This is a genomic window from Citrobacter freundii ATCC 8090 = MTCC 1658 = NBRC 12681, assembly GCF_011064845.1.
GTDB lineage: Bacteria > Pseudomonadota > Gammaproteobacteria > Enterobacterales > Enterobacteriaceae > Citrobacter > Citrobacter freundii.
On sequence record NZ_CP049015.1, the window covers coordinates 3,782,897 to 3,803,485 of the forward strand.

The 20,589-nt window shown below is 52.2% G+C and carries 24 protein-coding genes; 19 read left to right on the forward strand and 5 right to left on the reverse strand.

What is annotated here, in order from left to right; all coding sequences use genetic code 11:
* Positions 1–5 precede the first annotated feature (5 nt).
* From gabT to csiR, 3 genes are all read left to right on the forward strand, one after another.
* Positions 6–1,289 carry a 4-aminobutyrate--2-oxoglutarate transaminase gene (gene gabT, locus G4551_RS18115; RefSeq protein ID WP_003839700.1) on the forward strand — a complete coding sequence of 428 codons (1,284 nt, stop codon included), beginning with the start codon at positions 6–8 and terminating at the stop codon, positions 1,287–1,289.
* 142 nt (positions 1,290–1,431) lie between these two features.
* Positions 1,432–2,832: a GABA permease gene (gabP, locus tag G4551_RS18120; protein ID WP_003839698.1), complete on the forward strand. Its 1,401-nt coding sequence runs from the start codon at positions 1,432–1,434 to the stop codon at positions 2,830–2,832.
* Between the two features lie 45 nt (positions 2,833–2,877).
* Positions 2,878–3,564 (forward strand): DNA-binding transcriptional regulator CsiR, encoded by a 687-nt coding sequence (gene csiR / locus G4551_RS18125; protein WP_003839696.1) that lies wholly within the window; start codon positions 2,878–2,880, stop codon positions 3,562–3,564.
* A 12-nt stretch (positions 3,565–3,576) separates the two neighbouring features.
* Here csiR and lysM read toward each other — a convergent pair whose 3' ends face one another.
* Together lysM and G4551_RS18135 are read right to left on the reverse strand one after the other, a co-directional pair.
* Positions 3,577–4,026 (reverse strand): peptidoglycan-binding protein LysM, encoded by a 450-nt coding sequence (lysM, locus tag G4551_RS18130; RefSeq protein ID WP_003037241.1) that lies wholly within the window; start codon positions 4,024–4,026, stop codon positions 3,577–3,579.
* A gap of 95 nt (positions 4,027–4,121) precedes the next feature.
* Positions 4,122–4,280, reverse strand: coding sequence for a YqaE/Pmp3 family membrane protein (locus tag G4551_RS18135; RefSeq protein ID WP_003037242.1), 159 nt, complete (start codon positions 4,278–4,280; stop codon positions 4,122–4,124).
* 184 nt (positions 4,281–4,464) lie between these two features.
* On the opposite strand from G4551_RS18135, the gene G4551_RS18140 reads away from it, so the two are divergent.
* The 3 genes from G4551_RS18140 to G4551_RS18150 all read left to right on the forward strand — a co-directional run bounded on the left by G4551_RS18140 (position 4,465) and on the right by G4551_RS18150 (position 5,571).
* Positions 4,465–4,764, forward strand: coding sequence for an ArsR/SmtB family transcription factor (locus G4551_RS18140; RefSeq protein ID WP_003037247.1), 300 nt, complete (start codon positions 4,465–4,467; stop codon positions 4,762–4,764).
* A 9-nt stretch (positions 4,765–4,773) separates the two neighbouring features.
* Positions 4,774–5,301 carry a rhodanese family protein gene (locus tag G4551_RS18145; RefSeq protein ID WP_003839693.1) on the forward strand — a complete coding sequence of 176 codons (528 nt, stop codon included), beginning with the start codon at positions 4,774–4,776 and terminating at the stop codon, positions 5,299–5,301.
* Positions 5,302–5,391: 90 nt separating this feature from the next.
* The gene (locus tag G4551_RS18150) at positions 5,392–5,571 is read left to right on the forward strand and encodes a hypothetical protein (RefSeq protein WP_003037253.1); all 180 of its coding nucleotides are present in this window, start codon (positions 5,392–5,394) and stop codon (positions 5,569–5,571) included.
* 36 nt (positions 5,572–5,607) lie between these two features.
* Here the strand turns inward: G4551_RS18150 and stpA are convergent, their stop codons facing one another.
* Positions 5,608–6,009: a DNA-binding protein StpA gene (gene stpA, locus G4551_RS18155; RefSeq protein ID WP_003839690.1), complete on the reverse strand. Its 402-nt coding sequence runs from the start codon at positions 6,007–6,009 to the stop codon at positions 5,608–5,610.
* A 556-nt stretch (positions 6,010–6,565) separates the two neighbouring features.
* On the opposite strand from stpA, the gene alaE reads away from it, so the two are divergent.
* Positions 6,566–7,015 (forward strand): L-alanine exporter AlaE, encoded by a 450-nt coding sequence (gene alaE / locus G4551_RS18160; protein WP_003037259.1) that lies wholly within the window; start codon positions 6,566–6,568, stop codon positions 7,013–7,015.
* Positions 7,016–7,051: 36 nt separating this feature from the next.
* On the opposite strand, the gene G4551_RS18165 is transcribed toward alaE, so the two are convergent.
* Positions 7,052–7,402 (reverse strand): DUF2002 family protein, encoded by a 351-nt coding sequence (locus tag G4551_RS18165; RefSeq protein ID WP_003037262.1) that lies wholly within the window; start codon positions 7,400–7,402, stop codon positions 7,052–7,054.
* Between the two features lie 248 nt (positions 7,403–7,650).
* Positions 7,651–8,985 carry a MocR-like pyridoxine biosynthesis transcription factor PdxR gene (pdxR, locus tag G4551_RS18170; protein WP_003839687.1) on the reverse strand — a complete coding sequence of 445 codons (1,335 nt, stop codon included), beginning with the start codon at positions 8,983–8,985 and terminating at the stop codon, positions 7,651–7,653.
* A gap of 90 nt (positions 8,986–9,075) precedes the next feature.
* Between pdxR and G4551_RS18175 the strand changes: the two genes are divergently transcribed.
* The 12 genes from G4551_RS18175 (at position 9,076) to emrR (ending at position 20,506) form a co-directional block, all read left to right on the forward strand.
* The gene (locus G4551_RS18175) at positions 9,076–9,507 is read left to right on the forward strand and encodes a carboxymuconolactone decarboxylase family protein (RefSeq protein WP_003839686.1); all 432 of its coding nucleotides are present in this window, start codon (positions 9,076–9,078) and stop codon (positions 9,505–9,507) included.
* A gap of 279 nt (positions 9,508–9,786) precedes the next feature.
* On the forward strand, positions 9,787–10,032 hold the full coding sequence (gene nrdH, locus G4551_RS18180) for a glutaredoxin-like protein NrdH (RefSeq protein ID WP_003037270.1): 246 nt from the start codon (positions 9,787–9,789) through the stop codon (positions 10,030–10,032).
* Positions 10,029–10,439, forward strand: coding sequence for a class Ib ribonucleoside-diphosphate reductase assembly flavoprotein NrdI (gene nrdI, locus G4551_RS18185; protein WP_003839682.1), 411 nt, complete (start codon positions 10,029–10,031; stop codon positions 10,437–10,439). The genes nrdH and nrdI overlap by 4 nt, the downstream gene beginning before the upstream one ends.
* Positions 10,412–12,556, forward strand: coding sequence for a class 1b ribonucleoside-diphosphate reductase subunit alpha (gene nrdE, locus G4551_RS18190; RefSeq protein WP_032941180.1), 2,145 nt, complete (start codon positions 10,412–10,414; stop codon positions 12,554–12,556). The genes nrdI and nrdE overlap by 28 nt, the downstream gene beginning before the upstream one ends.
* Before the next feature lie 10 nt (positions 12,557–12,566).
* Entirely contained in the window at positions 12,567–13,526 is a 960-nt protein-coding gene (nrdF, locus tag G4551_RS18195) for a class 1b ribonucleoside-diphosphate reductase subunit beta (RefSeq protein ID WP_003839677.1), read from the forward strand.
* Positions 13,527–13,880: 354 nt separating this feature from the next.
* On the forward strand, positions 13,881–15,083 hold the full coding sequence (gene proV, locus G4551_RS18200; RefSeq protein ID WP_003037282.1) for a glycine betaine/L-proline ABC transporter ATP-binding protein ProV: 1,203 nt from the start codon (positions 13,881–13,883) through the stop codon (positions 15,081–15,083).
* Entirely contained in the window at positions 15,076–16,140 is a 1,065-nt protein-coding gene (gene proW, locus G4551_RS18205) for a glycine betaine/L-proline ABC transporter permease ProW (RefSeq protein WP_003037285.1), read from the forward strand. Before proV ends, proW begins: the two co-directional genes overlap by 8 nt.
* Before the next feature lie 189 nt (positions 16,141–16,329).
* Positions 16,330–17,325, forward strand: coding sequence for a glycine betaine/L-proline ABC transporter substrate-binding protein ProX (proX, locus tag G4551_RS18210; protein ID WP_003037288.1), 996 nt, complete (start codon positions 16,330–16,332; stop codon positions 17,323–17,325).
* Between the two features lie 190 nt (positions 17,326–17,515).
* Complete coding sequence (locus tag G4551_RS18215; protein WP_003839673.1) at positions 17,516–18,700, forward strand: MFS transporter; 1,185 nt, start codon at positions 17,516–17,518, stop codon at positions 18,698–18,700.
* 122 nt (positions 18,701–18,822) lie between these two features.
* A complete protein-coding gene (locus G4551_RS18220) occupies positions 18,823–19,560 on the forward strand; it encodes an AzlC family ABC transporter permease (protein ID WP_003839672.1) in 738 nt (245 codons plus the stop codon).
* Complete coding sequence (gene ygaH / locus G4551_RS18225) at positions 19,550–19,885, forward strand: L-valine transporter subunit YgaH (RefSeq protein ID WP_003037297.1); 336 nt, start codon at positions 19,550–19,552, stop codon at positions 19,883–19,885. Before G4551_RS18220 ends, ygaH begins: the two co-directional genes overlap by 11 nt.
* A 90-nt stretch (positions 19,886–19,975) precedes the next feature.
* Positions 19,976–20,506: a multidrug efflux transporter EmrAB transcriptional repressor EmrR gene (gene emrR, locus G4551_RS18235; protein ID WP_003037300.1), complete on the forward strand. Its 531-nt coding sequence runs from the start codon at positions 19,976–19,978 to the stop codon at positions 20,504–20,506.
* Positions 20,507–20,589 lie beyond the last annotated feature (83 nt).

The following is a 20,589-nucleotide window of genomic DNA, read 5'->3' on the forward strand; positions in this document are numbered from 1 at the left end:
ACCTGATGAGCACCAACAAAGAACTTATGCAACGTCGCAGCAACGCCGTTCCCCGTGGCGTAGGCCAGATCCACCCTATTTTTGCCGAGCGTGCAGAAAACTGTCGGGTCTGGGACGTTGAAGGCCGTGAATTCCTTGACTTTGCTGGCGGTATTGCAGTGTTGAACACCGGTCACCTGCACCCGCAGATCGTCTCTGCGGTAGAAGCGCAGTTGAAAAAGCTGTCCCATACCTGTTTCCAGGTGCTGGCCTATGAGCCATACCTGGAGCTGTGCGAAATCATGAATAAGAAAGTGCCGGGTGATTTCGCCAAGAAAACCCTGCTGGTGACCACCGGTTCTGAAGCGGTAGAAAATGCGGTGAAAATCGCCCGCGCCGCCACCAAACGCACCGGCACAATCGCCTTCAGCGGTGCTTACCACGGCCGTACCCACTACACCTTGTCACTGACCGGGAAAGTGAACCCATACTCTGCCGGAATGGGGCTGATGCCGGGCCACGTGTATCGCGCGCTTTATCCTTGCCCACTGCACGGCATCAGTGACGACGATGCTATCGCCAGCATTCACCGCATTTTCAAAAACGATGCCGCGCCAGAAGACGTCGCCGCCATCGTAATTGAACCCGTCCAGGGCGAAGGTGGTTTTTACGCCGCTTCTCCTGCTTTTATGCAACGTCTGCGCGCTATTTGTGACGAACACGGGATCATGCTGATTGCTGATGAAGTACAGAGCGGTGCGGGCCGCACCGGTACGCTGTTTGCCATGGAGCAGATGGGCGTTGCGCCCGATCTCACCACCTTCGCCAAATCCATCGCCGGAGGCTTCCCGCTGGCAGGCGTGACCGGACGCGCCGATGTCATGGACGCTATTCCACCGGGCGGTCTGGGCGGTACCTATGCAGGTAACCCAATTGCCTGTGCCGCTGCGCTGGCGGTACTAAACATTTTCGAGCAGGAAAATCTGCTGCAAAAAGCCAACGAGCTGGGGCAAACCCTGCGTGAAGGCCTGTTGGCTATCGCGGAAACCCACCGCGAGATTGGCGACGTACGCGGGCTGGGCGCGATGATTGCTATCGAACTGTTCGAAGACGGCGATCGCACGAAGCCCGATGCCAAACTGACAGCTGAAATCGTCGCTCGTGCCCGCGATAAAGGGCTAATCCTGCTCTCCTGCGGACCTTACTACAACGTGCTGCGCATTCTTGTCCCGCTGACTATTGAAGATGCGCAAATCCGCCAGGGGCTGGACATTATCGCCCAGTGTTTTGCCGAGGCAAAGCAGGGTTAAACCCGTATCAAAACGGGGAGTTTTAAGCCGGATAAGGCGGAGCCGCCATCCGGCAAACAGGGTCAATAACAATAATACGCGTGCCCCGGCGCGGGAATGCCGGGGTGCTCTCCCAAGTGAAATACTTTCGAGAGGTTTAAAGATGGGGCAAGTGTCACAATCACATGATTTAGGGGGCGGGCTGAAATCACGTCACGTCACCATGCTGTCTATTGCCGGGGTAATCGGCGCAAGTCTGTTTGTCGGTTCAAGCGTGGCGATTGCAGAAGCCGGCCCCGCAGTATTATTAGCCTATCTGTTCGCCGGATTGCTGGTGGTGATGATTATGCGCATGTTGGCCGAAATGGCCGTCGCCACACCGGATACCGGTTCTTTTTCCACATACGCCGATAAGGCCATCGGCCCTTGGGCAGGTTACACCATCGGCTGGTTGTACTGGTGGTTCTGGGTGTTGGTTATACCGCTGGAGGCGAATATCGCCGCCATCATTCTTCACTCCTGGGTGCCTGGTATTCCTATCTGGCTGTTTTCTCTGGTTATCACGCTGGCATTAACCGGCAGTAATTTGCTGAGCGTCAAAAATTATGGTGAGTTCGAGTTCTGGCTGGCGCTGTGCAAAGTGATTGCCATTCTGGCGTTTATAACCCTCGGCGCAGCGGCGATTAGCGGTTTCTACCCTTATGCCGATGTCAGCGGGGTTTCGCGCCTGTGGGATCAGGGCGGCTTTATGCCCAACGGTTTTGGCGCCGTGATCAGCGCAATGTTAATCACCATGTTCTCCTTTATGGGCGCAGAGATAGTTACCATCGCCGCCGCCGAATCCGATACCCCGGATAAACATATCGTTCGCGCCACCAACTCGGTTATCTGGCGTATCTCCATCTTCTATCTGTGCTCTATTTTTGTGGTGGTGGCGCTGATCCCGTGGAACATGCCGGGACTGAAAGAAGTCGGTTCTTACCGCTCGGTACTGGAGCTACTGCATATCCCGCACGCGAAACTGATCATGGATTGCGTCATTTTGCTGTCGGTGACTAGCTGCCTCAACTCTGCGCTGTATACGTCCTCGCGTATGCTCTACTCCCTGAGCCGCCGTGGCGATGCCCCCGCCTTTATGGGTAAAACGAACCGCAGTAAAACGCCTTATGTGGCGGTGTTGCTGTCTACCGGTGCCGCATTCCTCACCGTCATCGTCAACTATTACGCCCCGGCCAAGGTGTTTAAATTCCTGATCGACAGTTCCGGTGCCATCGCACTGCTGGTCTATCTGGTCATTGCCGTTTCTCAACTGCGGATGCGTAAAATCCTGCTGGCGCGAGGCGGCGAAATTAAACTGAAAATGTGGCTCTATCCGTGGCTTACCTGGCTGGTCATCGCGTTTATTATCTTTGTGCTGGTGGTCATGCTGTTTCGCCCGGCACAACAGCTGGAAGTTATCTCTACCGGGTTGTTAGCCATAGGAATTATTTGCACCGTGCCCATTATGTCACGCTGGAAAAAACTGCTATCTTGGCAAAAAGCACCATTGCAAAATACGCATTAAACCTGTTCCCGGCGCAGGCCGGGAAATCCTTTCAGGAGTATGACCATGACCGCCATTCCCCAACCGACGGCCATTGATGGATACCGCTGGCTGAAGAACGACATCATCCGCGGTGTGTATCAGCCTGATGAAAAACTGCGTATGAGCCTGCTGACCTCACGCTATGAGCTTGGCGTGGGACCGCTACGCGAAGCGCTTTCGCAGTTAGTTGCCGAGCGGTTAGTGACGGTAGTAAATCAGAAAGGGTATCGTGTTGCCCCGATGTCAGAGCAGGAGTTGCTCGATATTTTCGATGCCCGCGCCAATATGGAAGCCATGCTGGTCTCGCTGGCCATTGAACGCGGCGACGACGCCTGGGAAGCTGAAATTCTGGCGCGCGCGCATATGCTTAGTAAGCTTGAAGCCATTGATGCCAGCGAACAGATGCTCGACGAGTGGGATCAGCGCCATCAGGCGTTTCACTCGGCGATTGTCGCTGGCTGTGGTTCACAATATCTGCTGCAAATGCGCGAACGACTGTTCGATTTGGCGGCGCGCTACCGGTTTATCTGGCTGCGAAAAACGGTGCTGTCGGTGGAGATGCTGGAAGACAAACACGATCAGCACCAAACGTTGACCGAAGCAATTCTGGCACGCGACGCCGCGCGCGCCAGCGAATTAATGCGCCAGCACCTGCTGACGCCAATTCCGATTATTCAACAGGCGATGTCCGGTAAATTGCTGACGGAATAAGCCTGAATAATATTACTGCTCCGGAATACGTAAAACCTGCCCAGGATAGATTTTATCCGGACTTTTCAGCATGGGTTTATTCGCTTCAAATATCTGGTTATACAGGTTGGCATTACCGTAAACCTGTTTAGCAATAGCGCTCAGGGTATCTCCTGATTTCACGGTATAAAACTGGCTTTCGCTCGCGGGCGCAGAGGTTTTAACCTGATCATCTACGCTGGCAATACCGGAGATATTACCAATCGCGATCAGAATTTTTTCTTTCGCCTCCTGACTTAATCCATCACCAGAAACAGTGGCTTTGCCTTCGTTAATTTGCACGTCCACTTTATCCGCATCAGGGATGCCAGTTTTGTTCAGGTGTTCCTGCACTTTTTTTGCCAGATCGGCTGTGTCATGGTTTCCAGTGACCGCATCCCACAGTTTTTCACCCGCATCTTTTACAAAATTGAAGAGTCCCATATCCACCTCGGTAATTAACAATTAACACCCAAAAGTGTAGCAGAGGAGAAAGGGGGCCAAAGAAAACGGCGCCAAAGCGCCGTAGTTGAAAGGAATTAATTACGCGTCTGTATCCAGAAGGCATGGATCAAACCAGGGATGTAGCCCAGCAGCGTCAGAACGATATTGAGGATAAATGCCCAGCCGAACCCCTTCCCCAGCAGCACGCCAAGCGGGGGCAGAATAATAGTAAAAACGATTCTCCAGAAACCCATACACACTCCCTACAAGCAAAAAATTAATCATTGTTTAAAAAGAGATTTTATCTCTAAGAGTAGCCATTCTACCCAACTCCGCCAGCATTCCGCGGCTGTTTTACCCTCCTTTACGCTCTTTACGCTGGCGTACGTTGGTTGTTTATTTTAGAATGTGCTTAATTTAGATTGTTCTTAAATACATATGACTGAACTTGAACAACTCCAGGCCAGCGCAGAACAAGCTGCCGCCCTGCTAAAAGCGATGAGTAACCCGAAACGGTTGCTGATTTTGTGCATGCTCTGCGGTTCACCCGGTACCAGCGCAGGCGAGTTAGCCCGTGTTACCGGCCTTAGCCCTTCCGCCACTTCCCAGCATCTGGCGCGTATGCGTGAAGAAGGTCTGATAGAAAGCCAGCGCGATGCCCAGCGCATCCTCTACTCCATTAAAAATGCGGCCGTGAATTCGCTGATCGCCACATTAAAAACACTGTATTGCCCATAAGGAGCCATCATGACTATTGGGACGATTTCCCCGCGCGAGGCGCAGACACTGGTCGCGCAAGGTGCAAAACTGATTGATATCCGCGACGCTGACGAGTATCTGCACGAGCATATTCCTGAGGCTCATCTGGCGCCGTTGCCCGCGCTTGAACAGGGATCGCTGCCTGCGAATTTACGCGCCGAGCAGGTGATTTTTCACTGCCAGTCAGGCAAACGTACACAAAATGCGGCAACAAAACTGGGCGCCATTGCTGCGCCCGCGCAGGTCTGGCTGCTGGAAGGTGGAATTGACGGCTGGAAAGCCGCAGGGTTGCCGGTGACGAAAGACAGTTCACAACCGTTACCGCTGATGCGTCAAGTGCAGATAGCCGCGGGTAGCCTTGCCTTACTCGGTGTTATTCTGGGTTACACCGTCAGCAGTGCTTTCTTCCTGCTGAGCGGTTTTGTCGGGGCCGGGCTGATTCTCGCTGGCGTGACCGGCTTTTGCGGCATGGCGCGTCTGCTGGACAAAATGCCCTGGAACCGACGTACTCATTAAGCGGTAATCATTAAAACAGCACTGTACCCGCCGGTTGACGTGATCTATGGTGAGTTCTGCGATAAATGATAAATAAAGGAGCGCAACAATATGTTTAAACCTGGCGATCTGGTTCAACCGCGTATGGGCGGTCCAAAACTGAAAGTTGTTGAAGTCAATGACGATCAAATTGTGGCGGTACAAGCCAGTAATGAAAACGGTGATAAATTCACGCTGAAAGCAGCTGATGTCACGCGATATACCGAAGAGGGTGATTTCGGCGTTTGCTGAAAATAAGCGGTGAGGATCTCCTCACCGCCTTCGTAATTAGATCAAAAAGTCATCAAGAGATTTACCGGTAGCCAGCGCCTGGGCAATTGGCTTCGGTGTGCGACCTTGCCCAGTCCATGTTTTCGTTTCACCATTGAGATCGATAAAACGATATTTCGCCGGGCGCGGTTGGCGTTTTTTAACTGAACGTGTCGTAGCAGGTGTTATGCTCAGCAGCTCCTCCGGGCTGATCCCGTCTGCCTGCATCTGCGCCAGCAAGGCATTAATTTTTGCCTGCTGTTCTGCGCGTTGGCGCTGTAGCTGTTCTTCTTCATCGCGCCGTTCTTTGGTCACTACCCTGAATTTTTCAAGCATATCTTCCAGTACATCAACGGAAAATTCACGAGCCATTGCACGCAGCGAGCGGATATTATTTAAGTTTTTTAACATTGAACTCATATTAACAAAACCTCTTTAACGTAAAACATAAAATGGTATTACGCTAAATATTGTATGCAACTGATTATTATATTTCCAGTCTAATTTATTCGCAGGTCATTAAACAAATAGCCAACTCTGATATTTATAGCATCCATTCTGCTATCGCTCAGACAATATATTCTATGACCCTGATTGCAGCTTTGAATATACCTGCAAGGTATCTCAGTGCGTCACTTAAGAAACAGGCCATAGCATCGCGTGGAACCAACGAGTATACATATTGCACATCAGTCAACATTCAGAAAAGGAGCGCAAAAATTTCAGAAAAACAAGCAAAAATAACTCTTTGATCTAAAAGAATTTTAATTAACACAGCAACGAAAACACCAAAACGAACAAAAAACAAACCATTACAGAGCATTTTATCGACAAAAAGACAATAAATAAAAATTTTAAGCTAGTTGCTAGTTATTATCCAGGCAGATATCCTATTAAAACGCGAAAGCAACAAGACAAATCACTAGCAGTTAAGGTATTCAAAACCTTTTTCCCCCTTTTTACAAGGAGCATTAACATGTTCTCTCCGCAGTCACGCTTGCGTCATGCAGTAGCAGACACGTTCGCGATGGTTGTTTATTGTTCTGTCGTGAACATGTTGATCGAAATATTCCTTTCTGGAATGAGCTTCGAACAGTCGCTGTATTCCAGATTAGTCGCTATCCCTGTCAACATACTGATCGCGTGGCCATACGGCATGTACCGTGATTTGTTCATGCGCGCGGCGCGTAAAGCCACGCAGGCAGGATGGGCAAAAAATCTGGCGGATGTGCTGGCTTATGTCACCTTCCAGTCGCCGGTGTATGTGATTATTCTGCTGACGGTTGGCGCGGACTGGCACCAGATTACGGCTGCAGTAAGTTCGAACATCGTGGTATCAATGCTGATGGGCGCTGTCTATGGCTACTTTCTTGATTATTGCCGCCGCTTGTTTAAGGTCAGCAGCTATCATCAGGCTAAAGCCTGACACGCTTCTTTGCGACTGGCACTGCCAGTCGCGTTATTAGTTAGAATTAACGTCGCCAAACAACCCACTCAGATAACGCTCCAGCGCAATTCGCGAGCTAAAGCCGTGCGGAATACCATAATGTTCGTGTGTCTCACCGGCTAAATACAGTGGGAATTGCTGATAATGATCGCAGGTTTTAATATCCGTCGCTGGTTCTGCCAGCGAAGAGCTGCGCTCTTTTAGCGTGGGATGGATAATTAATGCGGTACGTCCCATGCGTGCTTCACGGTTAACGTACACATAATTTTCGCCACGACGATAGCCGTACGTTTTCTGCGTCACTACATCAACGGTAAAGCCCACTTTTTCAAGTACGCGCGCCACCTCATCAGGTCGTAAATACATATTATTTTCCTCGTTATCTTTTACTGCGGGCTTACCTTACCTGATTCAGCATTAGCAACGCTTTCAGAAAAGTCCATAAACGGGTGGCGATGGTGGGACGCATATCGTAAGAACCTTATATACCCTAAATAATTCGAGTTGCAGGAAGGCGGCAAGGGAGCGAATCCCCAGGAGCTTACTAAAGTAAGTGACTGGGGTGAACGAACGCAGCCAACGCACATGCAACTTGAAGTATGACGGGTATAGATTTATGTCAGCGCCATCCGCAGTTGGTACGCCGCCTGTTGCGCCATTTCCGCCGAGCTGATATTGGTAAATGACAGCAATATTCCCCTCTTTCCTTCTGACGTTATTCGCCAGCGGCTTAAAGCCTGAACAGCTAACCCGGCTTGATTCGCTTTGCGCACCAGCGCAATATCATCTCCGTCCACACTCATCACCAGTTGAATCCCACCTTCCTGAGGAATGACGCTAAATCCTTGTTCGGTCAGGGCGTTTTCCATCCATTGTCGTCGTTCGGCATAATGTTGTCGCATACATTTTAAGTGTCGCCAGAAGTGACCGTCTCGCATAAAATCCGCCAGCGTTTGCTGCCATAGAACCGGAACGCTACAGGCCGTTAGCGCCGCTTGTTGGCGAAAGTGTTCAACCTGGGTCAGGGGCACCACCAGCCATGCCGTACGCAAAGCCGGAAACATCGATTTGCTGAACGTTCCGGCATAAATCACCCGCTGGGGCGCATCCAGACTTTTTAGCGGTGGCAACGGCTTACCGTGGTAACGAAATTCACTGTCATAGTCATCTTCGATTACCCACGCCTGCGCACGAGTCGCCCACTCCAGCAACTGGTGGCGACGGTCTAAAGACAGTGCTACCCCCAGTGGGCTTTGATGTGCGGGAGTGAGCAGTACAAAACGCGCCTGCGGGTAGTCGCGGATCCCGGCGCTGACATCCAGACCATCGGCATCCACCGCTACCGGCTTCAACTCAATGCGTTCTTGAGCCACCACAGGCCGAATCAGCGGAAAGCCGGGATCTTCGACCCACATTCCCTCTCCGGGGTGCGCCAGAGCGCGCAGGATTAACGTCATTGATGCCGCATAGCCTGAAGTGATAAAAATCTGCTCTGGCTGGCATTCAATGCTGCGTGAGACCCGCAGGTAATCCACAATCGCCTGACGTAACGCCCGCTCGCCACACACATCGCCCACCGCCAGATCAAAACGCGTTTGGGTGCGTAAACGCCGTCCCATCACCCGCGCCCAGACTTCGCGCGGAAAAAGATCGAGTGCGGGTAATCCCATCTGAAAAGTTTGCGGTCTGGGATTTTCTCCGGCAAAGATGGCAGGAGAAACAGGTGCCCTTTCTGGTCGCAGTTGCTCACTGACAAACGTTCCTGCCTGTCCACGCCGCGCGAGCCAGCCCTGCGCCACCAGCTCTGCATAGGCATTTTCCACCGTCGAGCGTGATACTCCCAGCTCCTGGGCCCAGGTCCGACTGGAGGGCAATCTGGTACCGGGCTTGAGTTCACCTTTCTCAATTGCGTTTTTTAACTGACGGGCGATTTGCTGATAGCGCGGCATTTATGGTCTGCTTTTTTGGCAAAAATATGGCTCTCTGTAGCAGTCCATTATAGTGCTACATTGCGGGTCATCCAAACGAGGAGAAATACCATGACCATGTTACGCCAGCCCTATTATGAACTCAGCCCTGAAATCTATAACGCTCTGGTTCAGGCAAGCAAAGCGCTGGAGAACTGCGCGCTGGAACCTACGCTGACGGAACTGATTTACCTGCGGGTCTCGCAAATCAACGGCTGCGCCTTTTGTCTGGAAATGCACAGTAAAGCACTGCGCAAATCCGGTGTTGCGCAGGCCAAACTGGATGCGCTGGCAGGCTGGCGGGTGAGTCACCACTTCAGCGAGCAGGAACGTGCGGCGCTGGCGTGGGCCGAATCGGTCACTCAAATTGCCACTACTCACGCCGAAGATGACGTTTATCTGCCACTACTCGACCATTTCAGCGCGAAAGAGATTAGCGACCTGACATTTGCCATTAGCCTGATGAACTGCTTTAACCGCCTGGCGGTGGGGATGCGCATGTGATTCTGCGCTGCCGGATGGCGGCATAAACGCCTTATCCGGCCTGGGAAGTGCTTTCCTGTAGGCCGGATTAGACGCGACGCGCGCCATCCGGCAACCTGCGATGGTACATATCACTTCCCCTGCCATGCCCATAACCCAGCCCATCATCAATCTAAAATTCCCATATCTTGTATGGTTGAATCTTTTTAAAACTACATCTAGTATCTTTCCTATCAGGACACACACAACCCGACGCCCTCTATCGCGCCGATCTTTTATTTTTAAATGGAAATACGAATCATGCGTATTATTATTTACACTCGCAATAACTGTGTTCAGTGCCATGCCACCAAACGGGCAATGGAAAGCCGTGGTTTTGACTTTGAGATGGTAAACGTCGATTTACAGCCCGATTTGGCTGATAACCTGCGCGATCAAGGGTTTCGCCAGTTACCGGTCGTAGTCGCGGGTGAAACCAGTTGGTCAGGGTTTCGCCCGGACATGATCAACCGTCTGCATCCGGAACACCGTGTGGCCAGCGCATGAGTCAGCTCGTCTACTTCTCCAGCAGCTCCGAAAATACGCACCGCTTTATGCAGCGTCTGGGGCTGCCTGCCATCCGCATTCCGCTTAACGAACGCGAGCCGATCCGGGTAGACGAACCTTACATATTAATCGTGCCGTCCTACGGCGGCGGCGGCACTGCTGGCGCGGTCCCAAGACAGGTGATCCGCTTTTTAAACGATACGCACAACCGGGCGTTAATCCGTGGAGTGATCGCCTCCGGCAATCATAATTTCGGTGACGCCTACGGTCGCGCGGGTGATGTCATCTCACAAAAATGCGGCGTGCCGTGGCTCTATCGCTTTGAGCTGATGGGCACCCAAAGCGATATCGACAACGTTCGAAAAGGAGTGAGCGAATTTTGGCAACGACAACCGCAGAACGTGTAATGCAGCCAACGCTGGATTATCACGCCCTGAACGCCATGCTGAATCTGTATGATAAAGCCGGGCGCATTCAGTTCGACAAAGACCATCAGGCGGTGGAGGCTTTCTTTGCCGCACACGTCCGCCCCAACTCGGTGGCGTTTGCCAGCCAGCAGGAGCGCCTGGAAACGTTGGTGGATGAAGGCTATTACGATGCCAGCGTGTTAGCCCGCTACGATCGCGCGTTCGTGCTGAAGCTATTCACCCACGCCCACGCCAGCGTATTCCGTTTCCAGACGTTCCTCGGCGCATGGAAGTTCTACACCAGCTATACGTTGAAAACGTTCGACGGTAAGCGCTATCTCGAAGACTTTGAGGATCGGGTAACGATGGTGGCACTCACGCTGGCGCAGGGCGATGAAGCACTCGCGATGCAACTGACCGATGAAATGCTCTCCGGGCGCTTTCAACCCGCCACACCAACCTTTTTAAACTGCGGTAAACAGCAACGCGGTGAGCTGGTCTCCTGCTTCCTGTTGCGTATTGAAGACAACATGGAGTCTATTGGTCGGGCGGTCAACTCCGCACTTCAGCTCTCCAAACGCGGCGGCGGCGTGGCATTTTTGCTCTCCAACCTGCGCGAGGCAGGTGCGCCCATTAAACGCATTGAGAACCAGTCCTCTGGGGTGATCCCGGTAATGAAAATGCTGGAAGATGCGTTTTCTTATGCGAATCAACTCGGGGCACGTCAGGGCGCAGGCGCGGTGTATCTGCACGCACACCATCCGGATATTTTACGTTTTCTCGATACCAAGCGCGAAAACGCCGACGAGAAAATCCGTATCAAAACGCTCTCGCTTGGCGTGGTGATCCCGGATGTTACCTTTCGACTGGCGAAAGAAAATGCCCGGATGGCGCTGTTCTCACCGTATGACGTGGAACGGATTTACGGCAAACCGTTCGGTGATATCGCCGTGAGTGAGCGGTATAACGAACTGGTGGCCGACGAACGCGTGCGCAAAAAATACATTAACGCCCGCGAATTCTTCCAGCGGCTGGCCGAGATCCAGTTTGAGTCTGGTTATCCTTACATCATGTTTGAAGATACGGTGAATCGCGCCAATCCGATTGCCGGTCGGATCAATATGAGCAACCTGTGCTCGGAGATTTTGCAGGTTAACAGTGCCTCCACCTACGATGAAAATCTCAATTACGCGCAGATCGGGCACGATATCTCCTGCAATCTCGGCTCCTTGAACATTGCCCATACCATGGATTCACCCGATTTTGGTCGTACCGTGGAAACGGCGGTTCGCGGCTTAACCGCCGTTTCGGACATGAGCCACATCCGCAGCGTGCCTTCGATCGACGCCGGGAACAGCGCGTCGCACGCGATTGGTCTTGGGCAGATGAATCTGCACGGGTATCTGGCGCGGGAAGGGATCGCCTACGGCTCGCCGGAAGGGCTGGATTTCACCAATCTCTATTTCTACACCATCACATGGCATGCGCTGAATACGTCAATGAAGATCGCTCGCGAGCGGGGTCAAACCTTTGCCGGATTCAAACAGTCACGCTACGCCAGCGGCGAGTATTTTAACCAGTATCTGCAGGGCGACTGGCAGCCAAAAACCGACAAGGTCCGCACATTGTTTGCCGTCAGCGGCATTACGCTGCCGACGCGCGAGATGTGGGAGCAACTGCGTGAAGATGTGATGCGCTACGGTATTTACAACCAGAATTTACAGGCGGTTCCGCCCACCGGTTCTATCTCCTACATCAACCATGCCACGTCAAGCATTCACCCGATCGTGTCGAAAGTGGAGATTCGCAAAGAGGGCAAAACCGGGCGCGTTTACTACCCTGCCCCGTTTATGACCAATGAGAATCTGGCCTTGTATCAGGATGCCTACGAGATCGGTCCACAAAAAATCATTGATACTTACGCTGAAGCAACGCGGCATGTCGATCAGGGGCTTTCACTGACGCTCTTTTTCCCCGATACCGCCACCACGCGCGATATCAACAAAGCGCAGATTTACGCCTGGCGTAAGGGCATCAAATCCCTGTACTACATCCGACTACGCCAGCTGGCGCTGGAAGGCACCGAAATCGAAGGCTGCGTGTCATGCGCGCTGTAAGGAGGAGAAAATGACATTATCCCGCGTGAGCGCCATCAACTGGAACAAGATTGAGGATGATAAAGATCTTGAGGTATGGAACCGTCTGACCAGTAACTTCTGGCTCCCGGAAAAGGTCCCGCTCTCCAATGACATTCCGGCCTGGCAAACGTTGAACGCAGCCGAACAGCAGCTAACAATCCGCGTTTTTACCGGGCTGACGCTGCTCGACACCATTCAGAATGTTGCCGGAGCACCAGCGTTAATGACTGATTCGTTAACGCCGCATGAAGAGGCGGTGCTGTCGAATATCAGCTTTATGGAGGCGGTGCACGCCCGTTCCTATAGCTCTATTTTCTCCACCCTTTGCCAGACCAAAGATGTGGATGCAGCTTACGCCTGGAGTGAAGAAAATACCCCACTCCAGCGCAAGGCGCAGATCGTTTTGGCACATTACGCCAGCGACGAACCGTTGAAGAAAAAAATAGCCAGCGTGTTTCTGGAATCCTTCCTGTTCTATTCAGGCTTCTGGTTACCGATGTATTTCTCCAGTCGCGGTAAACTGACCAATACCGCCGATCTCATTCGTCTGATCATTCGTGATGAAGCGGTTCATGGGTATTACATTGGTTATAAATATCAAAAAGGTCTGGAGCATATTTCCGAATCAGCACGCGAAGAGTTAAAGCATTTTGCCTTTGACCTGTTGATGGAATTGTATGATAACGAAGCGCGTTATACGGAAGAATTGTATGCACAGACCGGCTGGGTGGATGACGTCAAAGCCTTCCTTTGTTACAACGCCAATAAGGCATTAATGAATTTGGGATATGAGGCGCTATTTCCGCCTGAAATGGCGGAGGTTAACCCGGCAATCCTTGCCGCGCTGTCGCCCAACGCTGACGAAAACCACGATTTCTTCTCGGGTTCCGGTTCATCCTATGTGATGGGAAAAGCGGTCGAAACCGAAGATGACGACTGGAATTTCTAGCACTCATTTTCACGGGAAATACCGTACATTTTTCGCGGAAATATTTTAACAGGATCACACTTTTGTCGTGCAAATATAATTGTGTGATCTACACTCAATATCAGACGCATTATTCGCCTGCATTCCAGCAATTCAGGCGACTTTTCATTGCCATTTACAAAAAATATTAATCCGCTCACATTCGCGCTCAGCCCTTATATCACGGGAAGTCCCGCCACCTGGCCTTTGGCAATATTCATGCCACAACCAAATTCAGGGTTGTCTCAGATTCTCAGTATGTTAGGGTAGAAAAAGGTCACTATTTCCATCAGGTAATATATCGATATAAACAAATAACAGGAATCATTCTATTGCATGGCAATTAAATTAGAAGTTAAAAATCTCTATAAGATATTTGGAGAGCATCCGCAGAGAGCCTTCAAATATATTGAAAAAGGACTTTCAAAAGAGCAGATTCTGGATAAAACGGGGCTATCGCTTGGCGTTAAGAACGCCAGTCTGGCCATTGAAGAAGGCGAGATATTTGTCATCATGGGATTATCCGGTTCGGGTAAATCCACAATGGTACGCCTTCTCAATCGCCTGATTGAACCCACCCGCGGGCAGGTATTGATTGACGGCGTAGACATCGCCCGGATATCCGATGCTGAGCTTCGCGAGGTGCGCAGAAAAAAGATTGCGATGGTGTTCCAGTCCTTTGCCCTGATGCCGCACATGACGGTGCTGGACAATACGGCGTTCGGCATGGAATTAGCCGGTGTTGGTGCGGATGAACGTCGTGAAAAAGCGTTAGATGCGCTACGTCAGGTTGGTCTGGAGAATTATGCTCACGGATACCCGGATGAACTTTCCGGGGGTATGCGCCAGCGTGTAGGCCTCGCCCGCGCATTAGCCATTAACCCTGATATCTTATTAATGGATGAGGCCTTCTCAGCCCTCGATCCATTAATTCGTACTGAGATGCAGGATGAACTGGTAAAACTACAGGCGAAGCATCAGCGCACCGTGGTCTTTATATCGCATGATCTCGACGAAGCTATGCGTATTGGCGACAGAATTGCCATTATGCAAAACGGTGAAGTGGTCCAGGTCGGCACGCCGGATGAAATCCTGAATAATCCAGCCAATGATTATGTACGCACCTTCTTCCGTGGCGTTGATATTAGCCAGGTCTTCAGTGCGAAAGATATTTCACGCCGTAGCCCCGAAGGTTTAATTCGTAAAACGCCCGGGGTGGGTCCACGTTCGGCGCTGCAATTATTGCAGGACAAAGATCGCGAATATGGTTACGTGATCGAACGCGGCAATAAATTCGTTGGCGTTGTTTCAATCGACTCCTTAAAAACAGCGTTAAGTCAGGCGCAAGGTATTGAAGCGGCATTGATCGATGAGCCGTTAGCCGTAGATGCACAAACTCCTCTCAGCGAGTTGCTTTCTCATGTCGGCCAGGCCCCGTGCGCGGTGCCGGTTGTTGATGAGGAACAGCAGTATGTGGGCGTCATTTCAAAACGCATGCTGTTACAGGCTTTAGATCGTGAGGGGGTAAACAATGGCTGATCAAACTAATCCGTGGGATACCACACCAGCGGCCGACAGCGCCGCACAAACTGCCGATGCCTGGAGCACGCCATCCGGTGCGCCCACTGACGGCGGTGGCGCGGACTGGCTGACCAGCGCCCCCGCGCCGGCACCAGAGCATTTCAATATTATGGATCCGTTCCATAAAACGCTGATCCCACTGGACAGCTGGGTCACAGAGGGGATCGACTGGGTCGTTACCCATTTCCGTCCGGTCTTCCAGGGCATTCGTGTCCCGGTGGATTACATTCTCAACGGTTTTCAACAGCTGCTGTTAGGTATGCCAGCCCCGGTGGCGATTATCCTGTTCGCGCTAATTGCCTGGCAGATTTCCGGTGTTGGGATGGGCGTTGCTACGCTGATTTCCTTGATTGCCATCGGTGCCATCGGCGCGTGGTCGCAGGCCATGATAACTCTGGCGCTGGTGTTGACCGCGTTGCTGTTCTGCGTGGTGATCGGTCTGCCGATGGGGATCTGGTTGGCGCGCAGTCCACGGGCAGCAAAAATTGTTCGCCCGCTGCTGGACGCCATGCAAACCACACCCGCGTTTGTCTATCTGGTGCCGATTGTCATGTTGTTCGGTATTGGTAACGTCCCGGGCGTAGTGGTGACGATTATCTTCGCCCTGCCGCCAATCGTACGTCTGACTATTCTGGGGATTAACCAGGTTCCAGCCGATCTGATTGAAGCCTCGCGTTCGTTTGGTGCCAGCCCGCGTCAGATGCTGTTTAAAGTGCAGCTCCCGCTGGCAATGCCCACCATTATGGCCGGGGTTAACCAGACGCTGATGCTGGCGCTCTCAATGGTCGTCATCGCGTCGATGATTGCCGTGGGCGGGCTGGGTCAGATGGTTCTGCGCGGAATTGGTCGTCTGGATATGGGGCTTGCCACCGTCGGCGGAGTTGGGATTGTGATCCTCGCCATCATTCTGGATCGCCTGACACAGGCCGTTGGTCGCGATTCGCGTAGCCGTGGCAACCGTCGCTGGTACACCACTGGTCCCGTTGGGCTTATCACTCGCCCTTTCACGAAGTAATTCACCCGTTGCCCGGTGGCGCATTGCTTACCGGGCCTACAATTCATTAACTTGCACAAAATCATTCAAGTTGCATCGCGGCGGCAAACGAATGTATCCCCAGGAGCGTACAAGTAGTACGTGACTGGGGTGCATGAGTGCAGCCAACAAAGAGGCGGCTTGAAGGATGAAGTGCAATAAGGAACAACGATGCGACAGAAAGCAATTATTGCCACAGCGTTTGCCACCCTTGTCTCCACCAGCACTTTCGCTGCCGACCTGCCGGGCAAAGGCATTACCGTACAGCCAATCCAGAGCACTATCTCTGAAGAATCCTTCCAGACGCAGTTAGTCGCCCGTGCGCTGGAGAAACTGGGTTACACCGTTAACAAAACCAGCGAAGTTGACTACAACGTCGGCTATACCTCCATTGCCTCTGGCGATGCAACTTTTACCGCCGTGAACTGGCAGCCGCTGCATGATGATATGTACGCCGCGGCGGGCGGAGACAAAAAGTTTTATCGCGAGGGGGTATTCGTTACGGGTGCCGCACAGGGTTATCTGATCGACAAAAAAACCGCTGAGCAGTACAAAATCACCAATATCGCCCAGTTAAAAGATCCGAAGATCGCCAAAATCTTTGACACCAACGGTGACGGAAAAGCCGATATGATGGGCTGTTCACCAGGCTGGGGTTGTGAAGCAGTAATCAACCACCAGAACAAAGCTTTCGATTTGGAAAAAACCGTCGAAGTCAGCCACGGTAACTATGCAGCAATGATGGCTGACACCATTACCCGCTTCAAAGAAGGTAAACCCATTCTTTACTACACCTGGACACCGTACTGGGTCAGCGACGTAATGAAGCCGGGTAAAGATGTGGTCTGGCTGCAGGTGCCGTTCTCTTCCCTGCCAGGCGAGCAGAAAGATATTGATACCAAGCTGCCAAACGGCGCCAACTACGGCTTCCCGGTGAACACGATGCATATTGTCGCCAATAAAGCCTGGGCAGAGAAAAACCCGGCTGCGGCGAAACTGTTTGCCATCATGAAGCTGCCGCTGGCGGATATCAACGCGCAGAACGCAATGATGCACGACGGGAAAGCGTCTGAAGCCGACGTGCAGGGTCACGTTGACGGCTGGATCAAAGCCCACCAGCAGCAGTTTGACGGCTGGGTGAACGAAGCGCTGGCCGCGCAGAAATAACCCACTCACAGGCCTGATGAGCGTATTGCCATCAGGCCAGTAACCGCATAAATGCCGGATGGTGGCGCGATGCGCCTTATCCGGCCTATCCACCCTCCTCCAATCGCACAATCCATCACTCAACAAATCAGCAACATTTAATCACTTCCGTTATGATTGTTTTCTGCAATCCATTATTCAGTTGAAAACCATGACGAAAACAACTCAGGGACTTAGCCCTTCGCTAATCCTGTTAATGTCTATCGCCACCGGCCTCGCCGTCGCCAGTAACTATTATGCGCAGCCGCTGCTCGACACCATCGCACGCAACTTTTCGCTCTCTGCCAGTACCGCAGGGTTTATCGTCACCGCGGCCCAGCTCGGCTACGCCGCCGGCCTGCTGTTCTTAGTGCCGCTCGGCGATATGTTTGAACGCCGGATGCTGATTGTCTCCATGACGCTGTTAGCGGCTGGTGGCATGCTGATCACCGCCAGCAGCCAGTCGCTGGGTATGCTGATCCTCGGTACTGCCCTGACCGGGCTGTTCTCGGTAGTGGCACAGATTTTGGTTCCGCTGGCGGCAACGCTTGCCACACCGGACAAGCGCGGTAAAGTTGTTGGGACGATTATGAGCGGCCTGCTGCTAGGTATTCTACTGGCGCGCACCGTGGCGGGATTACTGGCGAATCTTGGCGGCTGGCGCACCGTATTTTGGGTCGCATCAGTATTAATGGCGCTGATGGCGGTTGCACTGTGGCGCGGCCTGCCGAAGATGAAATCCGATACCCATCTCAACTATCCGCAGCTGTTAGGCTCCGTATTCAGCCTGTTTATTCACGATAAATTGCTGCGTACCCGCGCGATGCTGGGCTGCCTGACTTTTGCCAATTTCAGTATTCTGTGGACCTCGATGGCATTTTTGCTCGCCGCGCCGCCATTTAACTATTCGGAAGGAATGATTGGTCTGTTCGGTCTGGCGGGTGCCGCAGGGGCGTTAGGCGCACGTCCGGCGGGCGGTTTTGCCGATAAAGGTAAATCCCACCTGACCACAACCATGGGGCTACTGTTACTACTGCTCTCCTGGCTTGCTATTTGGTTTGGGCATGCTTCAGTCCCCATGCTGATTATCGGTATTCTGGTGTTGGACCTCACCGTTCAGGGAGTGCACATCACCAACCAGACGGTTATCTATCGCATTCATCCTGACGCGCGTAATCGCCTGACAGCCGGATACATGACCAGCTATTTTATTGGCGGAGCGGCAGGTTCGCTGATTTCAGCCTCTGCCTGGCAGCATGCCGGGTGGGCTGGCGTTTGTCTGGCAGGTACGACCGTTGCCATACTCAACCTGTTGGTCTGGTGGCGAGGTTTTCACCGTCAGGAAGCCGTAAATTAAGCGTATAACGCATGTTTACCGCTGATTGGGCTCCACAGGGTGTTAAGGAGCCCATCAGTCTGCTAAGGTTATAACTCATTGAACCAAGTTATATTAATTTCGGTAATGAAACCTATAACCCTATGGAAAGCCCTGTACCCCAGTCTGAATCCAGTTCGGCAACGTTAACGGAAGGATTCAAAGACAGCCTGCCAATTGTTATCAGCTATATTCCGGTCGCTTTTGCATTTGGTCTCAATGCCACTCGCCTTGGCTTTACGCCGGTTGAAAGCGTCTTTTTCTCCTGCATTATCTATGCGGGAGCCAGCCAGTTTGTCATTACCACCATGCTCGCCGCAGGCAGTTCGCTGTGGGTCGCCGCGCTGACCGTCATGGCCATGGATGTCCGTCATGTTTTGTACGGCCCTTCCCTGCGTAGTCGGATCGCCCAGCGACTGAGTAAACCCAAAAGCGCGCTGTGGGCTTTTGGCCTTACCGATGAAGTCTTTGCCGCTGCAACGGCGAAACTGGTACGGGATAACCGGCGCTGGAGTGAAAACTGGATGATCGGCATTGCGCTATGCTCCTGGGCCTCCTGGGTGTTTGGTACGGTGCTCGGCGCGTTTTCCGGCAGTGGTTTACTCAAAGATTACCCGGCGGTTGAAGCGGCACTGGGCTTCATGCTCCCGGCGCTGTTTATGAGCTTCCTGCTCGCGTCATTCCAACGAAAACAGGCGCTTTGCGTGACTGCGGCCCTGGCCGGGGCGCTGGCTGGCGTCATGCTGTTTTCCATCCCTGCCGCTATCCTTGCAGGTATTGTCTGTGGATGCCTGACGGCGCTCATCCAGTCATTTTGGCAAGGAGGTCCTGATGAGCTATGAAGTTCTGCTACTTGGCCTGTTGGTCGGCTGCGTAAATTACTGTTTTCGCTATTTGCCGCTCCGTCTTGGGGTCGGCAATGTTCGCCCGACGAAGCGCGGCGCGACGGGCATATTACTCGACACTATTGGCATTACATCAATTTGCGCCCTGCTGGTGGTGTCTACCGCGCCAGAAGTGATGCACGACGCTCGTCGGTTCGTGCCTACTCTGGTGGGGTTTGTCATACTGGGTGCAAGCTTCTATAAGACCCGCAGCATCATCATTCCAACGTTACTGAGTGCTCTGGGCTATGGATTAGCCTGGAAAATGCTGGTTGTCTTATAGATAAAAACAATCATTTTAAATTAATAATACATTTACTTTATTTGTCACTGTCGTTACTATATCGGCTGAAATTAATGAGGTTATACCCAAATGGATAGTTCGTTTACGCCCATTGAACAAATGCTAAAATTTCGCGCCAGCCGCTACGAAGAGTTCCCTTATCAGGAAGTGCTTCTGACTCGTCTATGCATGCACATGCAGGGCAAGCTGCTGGAAAATCGCAATAAGATGCTGAAAGCTCAAGGGATTAACGAGACGTTGTTTATGGCGTTGATTACGCTGGAGTCTCAGGAAAACCACAGTATTCAGCCTTCTGAACTGAGTTGTGCGCTTGGCTCGTCACGTACTAACGCTACCCGCATCGCGGATGAGTTAGAAAAACGTGGCTGGATCGAACGTCGCGAAAGCGATAACGATCGCCGCTGTCTGCATCTGCAATTGACCGAGAAAGGCCATGCATTTTTGCAAGAGGTGTTACCGCCTCAGCATAATTGCCTGCACCAGCTCTGGTCGTCTCTTAGCACCACCGAAAAAGATCAGCTTGAGCAAATTACCCGTAAACTTCTGACCCGTCTTGATCAGATGGAGCAGGATGGCGCGGTGTTAGAAGCGCTGCGCTAAGGCGTCGACTCGCTCAGAAATCCAGATTTATAAATGAAAAAACCGACAGGCCAGCACGCATACTGCTGGCCTGTCTGATAAAC